This is a genomic window from Pedobacter jeongneungensis (assembly GCF_039538295.1).
Classification (GTDB): domain Bacteria; phylum Bacteroidota; class Bacteroidia; order Sphingobacteriales; family Sphingobacteriaceae; genus Pedobacter; species Pedobacter jeongneungensis.
In genome coordinates this window covers 22,376-35,716 of sequence record NZ_BAABBY010000003.1, presented here as the reverse complement: position 1 = coordinate 35,716, position 13,341 = coordinate 22,376, and the positions used below count along the sequence as shown (strand labels likewise).

General features: G+C 40.7%; 7 protein-coding genes. 5 read left to right on the top strand and 2 right to left on the bottom strand.

What is annotated here, in order from left to right; all coding sequences use genetic code 11:
• The first annotated feature begins 8 nt into the window (after positions 1-8).
• Positions 9-944: an ROK family protein gene (locus tag ABD769_RS06185; protein WP_344850319.1), complete on the top strand. Its 936-nt coding sequence runs from the start codon at positions 9-11 to the stop codon at positions 942-944.
• Between the two features lie 143 nt (positions 945-1,087).
• Here ABD769_RS06185 and ABD769_RS06180 read toward each other — a convergent pair whose 3' ends face one another.
• Complete coding sequence (locus ABD769_RS06180) at positions 1,088-1,819, bottom strand: GntR family transcriptional regulator (protein WP_344850318.1); 732 nt, start codon at positions 1,817-1,819, stop codon at positions 1,088-1,090.
• Between the two features lie 249 nt (positions 1,820-2,068).
• On the opposite strand from ABD769_RS06180, the gene ABD769_RS06175 reads away from it, so the two are divergent.
• From ABD769_RS06175 to ABD769_RS06165, 3 genes are all read left to right on the top strand, one after another.
• Positions 2,069-3,913: a class I mannose-6-phosphate isomerase gene (locus tag ABD769_RS06175; protein WP_344850316.1), complete on the top strand. Its 1,845-nt coding sequence runs from the start codon at positions 2,069-2,071 to the stop codon at positions 3,911-3,913.
• A gap of 436 nt (positions 3,914-4,349) precedes the next feature.
• On the top strand, positions 4,350-5,750 hold the full coding sequence (locus ABD769_RS06170) for a sugar porter family MFS transporter (RefSeq protein WP_344850314.1): 1,401 nt from the start codon (positions 4,350-4,352) through the stop codon (positions 5,748-5,750).
• An 11-nt stretch (positions 5,751-5,761) separates the two neighbouring features.
• The gene (locus ABD769_RS06165; protein ID WP_344850312.1) at positions 5,762-8,110 is read left to right on the top strand and encodes a GH92 family glycosyl hydrolase; all 2,349 of its coding nucleotides are present in this window, start codon (positions 5,762-5,764) and stop codon (positions 8,108-8,110) included.
• Positions 8,111-8,319: 209 nt separating this feature from the next.
• Here the strand turns inward: ABD769_RS06165 and ABD769_RS06160 are convergent, their stop codons facing one another.
• Positions 8,320-9,612 (bottom strand): glucosidase family protein, encoded by a 1,293-nt coding sequence (locus ABD769_RS06160; protein ID WP_344850310.1) that lies wholly within the window; start codon positions 9,610-9,612, stop codon positions 8,320-8,322.
• A gap of 271 nt (positions 9,613-9,883) precedes the next feature.
• On the opposite strand from ABD769_RS06160, the gene ABD769_RS06155 reads away from it, so the two are divergent.
• A complete protein-coding gene (locus ABD769_RS06155) occupies positions 9,884-13,024 on the top strand; it encodes a GH92 family glycosyl hydrolase (protein ID WP_344850308.1) in 3,141 nt (1,046 codons plus the stop codon).
• Positions 13,025-13,341: the final 317 nt, after the last annotated feature.

Below are 13,341 nucleotides of genomic sequence, written 5' to 3'. Positions count from 1 at the left end.
GCCAGGTTATGGCACTGGCCATTTATAGATCTATTGAAGCTGAAACGATGAATAAAATCAATTATGTACTGGGCATTGATATTGGCGGTTCGCACATTACCGCGGCTGTAATCGATATGCAGCAGCGCAATATCCTTAAAAACTCCTATACCCGCGATCGTGTAAACTCACATGGCACAACCGACCAGATTATAAAAACCTGGTGTACCAACATTAAAGCTGCCTATAAAAAAGTCGACATCCAGATTGGCCGTTTAGGTATTGCCATGCCCGGGCCTTTTGACTATGAAAATGGCATTTCTTATATTGCCGGAAACGATAAGTACGCCGCATTTTACGGCCTTAATGTAAAAGATATGCTGGCCACTGAACTGCAGATTAGCAGCGACCAGATTTTAATGAGTAACGACGCCTCTTGTTTTTTAGCAGGAGAAGTTTTTGCAGGCGAAGCGCGTAATTACAATAACCTGATTGGCATTACATTAGGCACGGGTTTAGGAAGCGCAATTTGCGCCGAAGGAAAAATTTCAGACGCGAATTTATGGTGTTCGCCATTTTTGGATGGCATTGCCGAAGATTACCTTTCTACACGCTGGTTTTTGAAACGTTATTACGAACTTTCGGGAATAAATATCCTGAATGTACGCGAACTTGCCCTACTTTATGATGAAAGTGCTACGGCGCGAAAAATATTTACCGAATTTGGTCATAATCTTGGTCTTTTCCTCAAAGATTTTCAACAGGCTCATGGGGCCGAAGCCATTGTAATCGGTGGTAACATTGCCAATGCCTCCAGCCGTTTTGTACCAGGTGTAATTAAATACCTTCAATCGCAGGGCATCAATTGTCCGATACATATTTCCAAGCTGAATGAAGATGCTGCTTTGGTTGGTGCTGCAGGTTGCTGGGCGGTGCAGGAGAAAGAAAGTGTAGGAAAGGTGTAATTGCCTGACGCGATCCTTCTTGCGGTCCCGGAGTTTTGGGATCAGCATCTTTCTTGCTAGGTGGACCCTGAAATAAATTCAGGGTGCCGAATTGAATTAGTTAAGGCGTTTCTAAAATGTTATTTCAATAATATTATCTAATACTACGCATCCCTCCTGCTCTCTACCGTATATATAAAACTATCGGCAAGATAATAGCCTAAATTATATTCAATGGGCCTGTCTCCCTGGTCGAAAACATAACGTTTTCTAAAGAGTAACGGGCTTCCAGCCTCTACATCCAGTTTTGAAGCAATAAATTTATCAGCAGCTTTAGCACTTATTTCTTCTTTGGATAAGTTGGCAATTACGGAATGGTCTTTCTCCAAAATCTCGTATAGCGGACGTTTAAAATCCTCATCTCCGGTGAGCCCGATCCGCGGATGAAAATAAGAGATAAAATAAACAAAAGCCCCTTCAGCTTTTCCTCTTAAACGTTCTAACTTTAGCACTTTTTTATCGGTAACAATATCAAAAAAGTGAGCCAGTTTTTCATCAGGGAATACCCAGCTGATGTGAAGTTCGAAATTTTTGACCGGAATGCCACGTGCCTGCATTTCTTGCGAAAAACTTAACCAGTTGGTTGCTTTAGAACTCACCGAAACTTCTGCAACTTTAGTCCCGATACCTTTTTTGCGGATCAGTAAACCCTCATAAACCAGTTTATTTAGTGCCTGCCTAAGCGTGGTTCTCGATATCGCCAGCTGTTTAGCCATATCTACTTCATTGGGTAGAAATTTGGTCGCATATTCAGGATCTTTAATCAGGTTACGCAATAATTCTTCTGCCTGAATGTGTAAGGGCACAGGGCTTTTATGATCAATTGAAAATTTCATTTTTTTATGATGCAGCTCTTTAGGCAATAGAAAATACGAGTGCAGCTTAGCAAAGATAAAAAAAGCACTTACAAACAGAAATATGATGTAGACATATAGAGATGTAGGTACATTATACATGCCCACTCTAAAAGTAATGGTTTCAGTTAAACGGCCTTAATTCCATACGAAAAAAGAATTATTTTAAAAAATTAGGATATATGTACATACATATATACATTTGTTATTAAACAATGATTTGCCCAATTTATGGAAGTAAAAAATAACGTTCAGGAATCACCGTCCATTAATAAGTGGAGAAAAAGCGGTGAAAGAATTTTGCCTGAAAACATTGATCGCTTCGATCTACCAAAAAATAGTTATAACCTGTATCCTGTACACGCTTTAGGCAACAACAAAATATTTAATGGCTATCCATCATTAGCCTCATGGATTATTGAAAAAAAAACGGTGATTATTGATGGTTATATTGGCGTATTCTGGCAACAAACTGAGTCTTTTTTACAACAGGAATTTACAAAAAGGAATGTAAAAGTTAACTGGATCCGATCATCAGAATACCTGAAAAGCACTGATGAGCTATCGCAATTGGTTAACCCGTTTTTGGGAGAAAATAAAAGTGTTTGGGGCAAAAAAACGACCCTTAAACTCGAAGATTTTTTTGATGACAGCTTTTTTAACATCCCGACTGATGATCAATATGAGGTAAACATTATTATCGGAATGGGTGCTGCATTAATTAACCGGGATGCCCCTATCATTTACCTTGATATTCCTAAAAACGAAATCCAGTACCGTATGCGTGCCAATAGGGTTGCCAACCTTGGCGCAGATAAACCAACAAGTGCCGCTGAAATGTACAAAAGATTTTATTTTGTAGATTGGGTAGTACTGAATGCACATAAAGCTCAAATTTTAGATCGGATCAGTGTGGTAGCCGATATGCAGCGTCAATCGTCTATGAACTGGGTTTCAGCAAAGGACCTTAAAAAAGGCTTAAAACAGATCAGCCAATCTTTGTTCCGCGTGAGGCCATGGTTTGAAGCCGGTGCATGGGGCGGACACTGGCTCCAGGAAAATATTGAGGGACTCAATAAAAACGAGGTGAATTATGCCTGGTCTTTTGAGCTGATTGTACCAGAAAATGGCATTGTTTTCGAAAGTGACGGCTACCTGCTCGAAGTTGCATTTGATTTTTTAATGTTGACCGAAAATGAATCGGTACTGGGTAAACATGCTCCAATTTTTGGGACTGAATTTCCGATCAGGTTTGATTTTCTGGATACCATGGATGGTGGAAATCTTTCGGTTCAATGCCACCCCTCGTTAAAATACATCAGGGAGGAATTTGGCGAAAGCATTACCCAGGATGAAACCTATTATATTTTGGAATGTAAAGAGGATGCTAAAGTGTACCTGGGTTTTCAGGAAGATATCGAACCCGCCGATTTTAATAAAGCTTTAACCGACAGTCAGCAGTTAAGCCGGGAAATAGACATTGAAAAATATGTGCAGGTGCACAATGCAAAAAAACACGACCTTTTTTTAATTCCAAATAGTACTGTGCACAGTGCCGGAGCCAATAATTTAGTACTCGAGATCAGTGCAACACCCTACATCTTTACCTTTAAAATGTACGATTGGCTCCGTTTGGGATTAGATGGCCAGCCTAGGCCCATTAATATTGAGCATGCTTTTAAAAACTTAAATTTCAACAGAAAAGGGAATATTGTTACCCAAGAATTAATTTCCAAACCATCGGTAATTGAAAAAGGATCAGATTGGGAACTAATTCATCTTCCAACCCATCAGGAACATTTTTATGATGTTCACCGACTGGAGTTTGATACAGAAATTACGGTAAAAACAAACGATGTTTGTCACATATTAATGCTTGTAGAAGGTACGGCCATTAAAGTAAAAAACAGCGATGGTCAGCTTACTGATTTTCATTATGCCGAAACTTTTGTAATACCTGCCGCAGCGGGAAGTTATACATTAATTAATACCGGTGCCGGCAGGGCTAAAGTAATTAAGGCATTTGTAAAAGATGAAGTGAATTTTGATGCGCCAATAATGCACACGGAAAAATAAAATCTGTGTTTATCTTGGCTAAAAAATAATTAACCACAGATAAAAATGATAAACACAGATAAGGCATATCAAATCTGTGTTTATCTGTGTGCATCTGTGGTTAAAACGTACAATTAACCACAGATAAAAAGGATGAACACAGATAGGGCGTATTCTATCCGTGTTATCGGTGCATCCGTGGCTAAAACGTACAATTAACCACAGATAAAAAGGATGAACACAGATAGGGCGTATTCTATCCGTGTTTATCGGTGCATCCGTGGCTAAAACGTACAATTAACCACAGATAAAAAGGATGAACACAGATAGGGCGTATTCTATCCGTGTTTATCGGTGCATCCGTGGCTAAACATAATAATTAAGCAAAGAAAAACAGTTTATCTGTATAGATCTGTGGCTAAACACAAATAATAGATATTTAACCAAATTATAAATTATGAGTAAGCAAAAGAAAACCAGTGTGCTCTTGATAACCCTTGTAGCATCTTTGGGCGGCTTTTTATTTGGCTTCGATATGGCCGTGATATCCGGGGTTTTACCCCTGGTACAAAAGCAGTTTGCCTTAAGTGCATCGCAGGAAGGATGGTTTGTATCTTCAGCACTGGTGGGCTGTATTATCGGTGTTGCTCTTTCAGGCGAACTGAGCGACAGGTTCGGCCGGAAAAAACCATTGATCTTAACCGCCGTTCTTTTTGTCGCATCCGCTATGGGCTGTGCTTTAATGCCTAACCTCTCCGGCGTAATTGCTTTTCGGGTTTTAGGTGGTATCGGTATTGGTATCGCTTCAAATGTGGTACCGCTTTACATCTCAGAAATAGCACCGGCAAACATCAGGGGCAGGTTAGTCACCTATTATCAATTTGCACTTACGCTGGGCATTTTAGTCGCGTATCTGAGCAATGCGGCGCTCTTAAACGGAGTTTCTACTCAACATACGGTTACCACTGTGAGCAGCATTTTCAACCAGGAAGTTTGGCGCGGGATGCTGGGCATGGGCGTACTGCCTGCAGTTTTGTTTTTATTTGGCCTGTTGCTCATTCCCGAAAGCCCAAGGTGGCTGATACAAAAAGGCCGGACAGCAGAAGGCGCTTTAATCATCAGCAGCATTACCGGACAAACATTACCCGAAATTCAACAAGAACAGCTTAAAACAGAAAACAACAGTGCTAAAAGCTCTTATAAGGAATTATTTGCACCGGCTATGCGTAAGGCCTTATTAATCGGCATTTTATTACCCTTATTTTCACAATTTAGTGGTATTAATGCCATTATATATTATGGACCAAGAATACTCGGCAACGCAGGCATATCATTAAGCAATTCGCTGATCAGCCAGATCATTTTTGGTTTGGCAAATATGATTTTCACGCTGTTTGCCATCTGGAAAGTAGATAGCTGGGGCAGGCGACCACTTTACCTCTATGGCACTGCGGGAGCGGCAATTTCATTGATCCTCACCGGTATCTGTTTCTATTTCAATGCCACTTCAAGCATTTGGCTTTTAGTGTGCGTTTTGGCGTTTTTGGCCTGTTTTGCCTGCTCAATCGGTCCCTTAAAATTCGTAGTGGCATCAGAGATATTTCCCGGGGCAATACGCGGAAGAGCCCTGGCCATCAGCATTATGGTGATGTGGGTAGCCGATACCATTGTAGGTCAGATTACCCCTGTTTTGCTCAATCAAATTGGCAGCGCAGGTACCTTTTGGTTTTTCGCCTTTTTCTGTGTTGTCGCATTTATTGTAGTTTATAAATTATTGCCCGAAACCAAAGGAAAATCACTCGAACAAATAGAAAGCGACTGGAAAGAGGATACCGATAAACCAGTATTTTTTCATTAACCAAATGCATTATGAACATAACATTGAACATTCGAATCGCCGTTTTATTACTGGCCATGTTTTTTGGCAGCCAGGTAAAAGCACAATCTGACCGCGATTTACTGGCTTATGCAGATCCGCGCATTGGCACAGCGCACAGCAGGTGGTTTTATTTTACACCTGGAGCGGTACCCTTCGGAATGGCAAAACAGGCACCATCAACCAATGGATCATACGGCAATAAAAGTGGCTGGGAAGCGGTAGGTTACGACCAAAGGCATACTTCTATCGAAGGTTTCGCCAATTTTCACGAATTTCAGATCGGAGGAGTGGTTTTTGCCCCATCTGTAGGGAAACTGCAAACATTAGCGGGAAGTTTAGAACACCCGGAAACAGGTTACCGTTCTACTTTTGACCACAAAGATGAAATTGCCATGCCAGGCTATTATTCGGTATTATTAAAAGATTATAAAGTTAAAGTCGAACTCACTTCGACCAAAAGGGTGGCTTTTCACCGTTATACCTTCCCGAAAACAAAACAGGCAAATATTATTTTTGATATCGGGCATCAACAAGGCGAGAGCGGCGTGGTAACCGATGCAAAAGTGTACCTTACCGCAGATGGTAGAATTGAGGGCTATGTGATTACACAACCGGTTTATGTACAAAAATATCAGCCCGGGGCCGACGTGAAAATGTATTTCTCAGCAGTAGTCAATAAAAAACCCATTGCTTTTGGCACTTTTAACGGAGAAAGTATTTCAACAGGAACAAAAAGTACCAGTGGTAAAGGTGCAGGATTGTACCTCACTTTTTCAACTCAGGAAAATGAAAGCATCAGCTTAAAAGCAGGCCTCTCCTACACCTCCATTGAAAATGCCAGGCTAAACTTAAAACAGGAAGCCGCTCAGCTTTCATTCGATCAGGCAAAAGAGCAGGCGCTCAATACCTGGGCAAGCTATTTAGGAAGAATCAGGGTGACTTCAGATAATAAAAATGACCTCACAAAATTTTATACCGGATTATACCATGCGCTATCTGGACGTGGCTTAGCGAGCGATGTAAACGGTGCCTACCCGAAAAACGATGGAAGCATTGGACATATCCCACTTGATAAAAACAATGTCCCGCTTCATAACCATTATAATACTGATGCCATTTGGGGTGCCTTCTGGAATTTAACGCAGCTTTGGGCCATCGCCTATCCCGAATATTATTCTGATTGGGTTAAAAGTCAGTTATTGGTGTATAAAGATTCTGGCTGGCTGGCTGATGGCATAGCCAATAGCCGTTATGTATCAGGCGTGGGTACAAATTTTGTGAGTTTGGCCATTGCATCGGCTTACAATTCTGGCATTCGTGATTTTGATGTAAAAACAGGTTACGAAGCCGCACTTAAAAACGAACTGGAGTTTAAAAACCGGCCTTTTGGCGCCGGAAAGCCTGATTTGGAAAGGTTTTTAAAATATGGCTATGTAAATCATTTAGATCAGGGTAATGGAGCAGATGAAAACTGGAAATTTTCGGCTTCTCACACACTCGAATATGCTTTTAGCTGCTATGCCGTAAGCCAATGGGCAAAACTGTTGAACAAAACGGACGATTATAACCGGTTAACCACACTTTCAGACGCATGGAAAACCATTTTTGATCCGGGCTCCAAATTCATCAGGCCTAAGGATGAGCAGGGAAAATTTATTGCTAATTTTAATCCAAAAGCCGCATGGAGAGGTTTTCAGGAGGGAAATGCATGGCAATACACTTTTTATGTTCCGCAAAACCCGATGGGCTTAATATCGGCCATTGGTAAAGATGATTTTAACAAAAGGCTCGACAGTATTTTCACCGTATCCGAAAAAAATAAATTTGGCGGAGGCACTACAATAGATGCCTTTTCCGGATTGGAAAGTCTGTATAATCATGGCAATCAACCCAATTTACACATTTCTTGGCTGTTCAATTACGCGGGGAAACCATCGCTTACCCAAAAATGGGTGAGAAAAATTTTGGATGATTTTTACGGTACCGAAGGCATACACGGTTATGGCTACGGACAGGATGAAGATCAGGGTCAGCTTGGTGCCTGGTATGTAATGGCTTCGATGGGGCTTTTTGATGTAAAGGGTTTCAGCGATGCTTCGCCGGAAATCGGGTTATCGGCGCCGGTGTTTAACACCATCAGGATTAAAGGCAATAAAAAATATTTCAGCGGAAAGGATTTCGAAATTGAAACCGAAAATAATAACAAAGGAAATAGATATGTAGCCTCATTTTCACTTAATGGCTATCCGTTAAAAACGCCATTTATGAAACTTAAAGATATCCAAAATGGCGGAAAATTATTGATCAGGATGGATAAAACGCCGAAAGATGTGTATTGATGAGTAAAGTAACGGGATTATCAGATCATTCATTAATTCTGTTATTTTCAAAGATAAGTCGTCATTCCCAATTGAGTTGAGAATGACGATCTTGCGAAGTATTTTTCAATAGTTTATCAATAAAAAAGGGCAATAAACCTATCGTTTATTACCCCATCTCATTGTATGTGTGTTGAATGATTATTTTAATATCAAATTTCTCCCCTATTCTATTTCTTTTTCTCTAACTCCGTAATGGCCGTCCACAATACGCCGGCTTCCCCTCTAAAACTCGATGAACCTTTTGGTTTATTATCGGGTGTGTACCATTCGTAAAAACCATTGTTACTGATTACCCTGGCCAACATCGGATCCAGTGCTTCTTTTGCTTCTGCCAATAAATTATAACGGATAAGCTGGGTAACCATCCTGCCTCCAAACCAGGTCCAATCGCCTCCATTTTGGTAAGAATATGGTCCCATTACCTTATTCTGAAACGTACCTGCAGGATAAACCGGGTAAAGTGTAAGACCGATTGTTGCCGCATTGGCATCTTTTACATTTTGCTGCATTTTTTTGTAAGCTTCTTTTACCTGTTGTTTAGTTAACAAACCGGCCTCAATGGCAACCGCTGTACCGCCATGGTAATATACTTTCGATTCATCAAAGGATGCCGGAAAAGGTGAACCGTTTAAATAAACATGCGGAATATATTTTTGTGCCTTTTCGTCCCACAGGTATTTGTTGATATTTTGACGCACATTCTTGTAAATCCCTTTCCATTTTTGGGTTTGGCCGGCACTTAAATCTCCAACAGCCATAAAATCTTCAATAGCGATTAAAAACATGGCATTATCATAAATATCAATTGCCCGGTGAGTATTTTCATCTATTACCACTCCCCAGCCCTGCTCTGGCTGTACATCGCCCCAATCGGCAGTGGTTGCGCCCCAGATTAAGCCATATTTTTCATTAAACCGCTCTTTCATCAGAAAATCCATCGCCCTTTCCATCTGCCTTTTAACCGTTAAACCTGCAACTTTATCGTTTAAGATGGTTTTATCTCCGGTAACGCGGATATATTTTGCAATGGCCTGAATCAATGAAGTTTCCTGATCGGTTTCTACTGTATTTTTGTGACCGAGAAATCCGGGAACCAGGTCAGATTTGTAAAATTTACCTTCACTGCCAGCTTTTTCTGAGGGAATGTAACCATCCAAAATAGAACCATCTGGCTGCTGAAACTGAAAAAATGTGATCAGGTGCTTTCTGATCTGCGATTTATCATTCACTTTACAGCTCAGTTCGATAAAGGTGTTCAAATCCCTTATCCAAACTTCTCCATAACCATCACCGGCAGTAAAACCTTTTTTGATCAGTTCTTCGGCCATGGTTTTTACTTTATCCATCACCTCAGGCTGAGCATTTTGCAGCGTTTTTGCCGTAGCCGTTGTTTCTTGCGCGAAGGTAATACCAGGAAGAGCGAGGGTAATCAGTGCTGCCAGTGCAATATTTTTATTCATAAGGATGTTATAATCTATTATTTGGTTCGAATTGAATAAATTGTATATGTACAAACATATAGACATTAATTTAATTTTCAAATATTTCTGCTATAAATATCTAAATGTATTCTATATTTTGCTAAAGATCATTTATCATACTGTATAAAAGCATTTTAATCCATTAAAATTTAAATTTTGATTTTAACGATCAGCACCATATGTTTGTACATACATATCTGTCAATTTTAAAAAGTACAGATGATCACAAGTCCCTGTTAGATCAATCAACATGAAGAATTATAAAGTTTTATTGAAGTATTTATTAATTATCGTTCCTTTGATTTTTTCCACTTTAAGCTTTGCCCAAAGTCATATTGTGTGGAAAATAGGCGAAAAAGACAATAAAACAGATGGCTTTGCGCTGGCCCCAGGTAATTATCAGCAATTTCTGGCAAACGATTTTGGCTGGGAAGACCGCTACTACCTCATTGGAAAATCTAAACCTGCTACCGATTGGCCTTATGTGTTGCCTGGCACTGCAGATGGTTGGGGCGGTACCGGTCCTACCTCGGGCATCCGTTCGCACCAGTTAAATATATTATTTGATCTACAGCCCTTTAAGGCGACAGAAAAATTTCAGTTGATTACTGATATTTTGGCATATAACGGGAAAAAACCACCTTTATTTAAAGTAACGGTTAATGGAAAAGACTTTAAATTCCGCTTCACCCAAAATGAAAGAATGGACGGAATTAGCGGAGATACTAAAAATTTAAAGGCAACTCCCTATAAAATCGATATTCCGGTTGGTTTGCTCCATCAGGGAGGCAACGCGGTTACACTTACGATATTGGAAGGTTCGTGGCTGGTGTTTGACGATATCAGACTGGAAGGAAACGCAGAAATCCGTGCGCTGGCATCAAAAGATTTTTATATCAGGAATGTTAAAGCCGCAGATTACACCATTACCAAAAATGGTAATAAAGTACAGCCCTTGCTTGTAGATATCGAACATCTGGCCAATCACCCTGTAGTTTCTGTAAAAATTAACGGTAAAAATGCATTAAGTACGCAAATTGATACCGGCCGCTATGTACTGGAAGTGCCAATGCCAATAGTAAAACAAGCTCAAAAAGCAACCTGGCAGGTCATTTCTGCAGGTAAAACCATTGCAGCAGGCACCGTATTGGTTTCAGATCAACCATTAAAAACCAGTGCCGGATATGCTGACACCAAAATTGGCACGGCGCACTCCAGGTGGATGATTGCACCTGGTCCGTGGATGCCTTTTAGTATGGTTAAGCTAAGTCCCGACAACCAAAACCCGGGTTGGATGGCGGGTTATGATCCAACAGTAGAAAGTATTGGCACCTTTAGTCACATCCACGAGTGGACCATGGCAGGTTTGGGGATGATGCCGGTAAATGGCGAAATTAAATATCAGATCGGCTCTCAGGAGAATCAAAACGATGGTTACCGGTCAGACATTGATAAAAACAGTGAAAAAGCGCCCATCGGATATTATAAAGTAATGCTTAAAAAGTATGGCATTAAAGCAGAATTAACTTCTACCACCAGGTGCGGCTTTCAACGATATACTTTCCCAAAATCGAGAGATGGCAGGGTAATGATCGATCTTAAGGTACCAGCCGAATACGATTATAAGATTAAGAGTTTCCAGATTACTAAAGTAAATACCCGCCGGATAGAGGGTTATAGCGTACAGCAAACGGCAAATGCATGGTCAGGAGGAGTAGATCAGGATTATACCGTAAACTTTGTGATCGAATTTGATCAGGACATTAAAAAAACCGGCGGATGGATTAATGGTAAACCTGTAACGGGAACCAGCATAACAGGTGCAGCTGTAGATAATGTTGGCATGTATGTTGAATTTGATACGAAAAAAAATAATGTGGTGCAGGCCCGTTCGGGAATATCTTTAGTGAGTATCGAAGGTGCGTCACGTAACCTCAGGGAGGAAATAGAACAGCCTTTCGGTTGGAAATTTGATGCCGTACGTGCCGCGCATGTAAACACCTGGAATAAGTTAATGGATAGAGTAGCCGTTTCTTCAGACGATAGCCGTGAAAAAACAAGATTTTACAACAACATGTACCGTGCTTTATGCAGCCGCAACACCTGGAGCGATACCGATGGTTCATGGATTGATGCTACGGAGCAGAAAAGAAAATTAGCCAATATTAACGACGTGGCTTTAGGCTGTGATGCTTTTTGGAATACCTTCTGGAATTTAAACCAGTTCTGGAACCTGGTTACGCCCGAATGGTCATCCAAATGGGTTAAATCGCAACTGGCCATGTACGATGCAAACGGGTACCTGGCAAAAGGGCCGGCTGGCATGGAGTATATCCCGGTGATGGTTGCCGAGCACGAAATTCCGCTTATAGTTGGTGCCTACCAGATGGGGATCCGCGATTATGATGCCCAAAAAGCTTTTTCTGCCGTGTACAAAATGCAAACGCAACCCGCCGCAGCAGTTGGTAAAGGAAGGGCCGGCAACGAAGATTTATTGCCTTACCTGGAGCATAAATATGTGCCTTATGATAAAGGAAGATTCAGCAACAGTTTAGAATATAGTTACGATGACTGGACGGTAAGTCAGTTTGCAAAAGCTTTGGGTAAAAACAAAGAATATTCAGAATTTGCAGACCGCGGCAACTGGTGGAAAAATGTAATTGATACTGCTTCGGGTTTTGCACGAATGAAAAAATCCGACGGCACCTGGTTCCCAAACTTTGATCCTTTTAAATCAGGCGCCAACGAACATTATGTAGAAGGAAATGCCTGGCAGCTAACTTTTTTTGTCCCGCAGGATATACGCGGACTTGCCAGCATTATTGGAAAGAAAAAATTTACCGACAGACTGGAATGGGGCTTTAATGAAAGCTATAAATGGCGTTTTAATGCGCCGAATGATGCCTATTGGGATTATCCGATTATGCAGGGCAACCAGCAATCAATGCACTTTGCGTTTCTTTTCAACTTTGTAGAAAAGCCCTGGCTTACTCAAAAATGGAGCAGGGCAATTATCGACAGGTATTACGGCTTTGACATCGCCAATGCTTATTTAGGTGACGAAGATCAGGGGCAAATGAGTGCCTGGTTTATGATGGCATCGCTGGGGCTTTTTCAAACTGATGGCGGTTGCAACACCAATCCACAATACGAAATCGGGAGCCCGCTATTTAGTAAAGTTGTAATTGATCTCGGAAATCAATATGGCAGGGGGAAATCGTTTACTATTGAAGCTAAAAATACTTCGAGAGTCAATAAATATATTCAGAGTGCCATACTTAACGGTAAAGTGTTGAATAGTTTTTCATTTCCCAGCGCTGAATTGTTAAAGGGTGGTAACCTTACCTTAATTATGGGAAGTGAACCAAATTACAAATGGGGTATTAATTAGTAAGCCTTTTTAGAAATGTTACTTCGTGCCTCGTAATAACGAATTTAGGCGCAAACATCCGCTATGACATTGAATCAGTGTTATTTTAACATTTCTCTCATTTATACTGCTGCTAAATGTAGAATCATTCTTCGTGTTTTCAGTGCTTCCGTGGCTAAAATTATCACCGCTATCTGTTTGTCTATCAATCAGTAAATCACCTAAAAAAAATATTTAAAAATAATTCAGTTTCCTTGTAGGCAATTTGTGTAAGTAAAATGCTCTTACTATAAACCTGACGGAAGGAAATCCCGAAGGCGGCAAACAATTAACCAAAT

Bases quoted from the DNA above. Each gene is read 5' to 3' on its own strand.
- ABD769_RS06185 (WP_344850319.1), top strand. From the start codon at position 9: ATGGCACTGGCCATTTATAGATCTATTGAAGCTGAAACGATGAATAAA.
- ABD769_RS06180 (WP_344850318.1), bottom strand. From the start codon at position 1,819: ATGAAATTTTCAATTGATCATAAAAGCCCTGTGCCCTTACACATTCAG.
- ABD769_RS06175 (WP_344850316.1), top strand. From the start codon at position 2,069: ATGGAAGTAAAAAATAACGTTCAGGAATCACCGTCCATTAATAAGTGG.
- ABD769_RS06170 (WP_344850314.1), top strand. From the start codon at position 4,350: ATGAGTAAGCAAAAGAAAACCAGTGTGCTCTTGATAACCCTTGTAGCA.
- ABD769_RS06165 (WP_344850312.1), top strand. From the start codon at position 5,762: ATGAACATAACATTGAACATTCGAATCGCCGTTTTATTACTGGCCATG.
- ABD769_RS06160 (WP_344850310.1), bottom strand. From the start codon at position 9,612: ATGAATAAAAATATTGCACTGGCAGCACTGATTACCCTCGCTCTTCCT.
- ABD769_RS06155 (WP_344850308.1), top strand. From the start codon at position 9,884: ATGAAGAATTATAAAGTTTTATTGAAGTATTTATTAATTATCGTTCCT.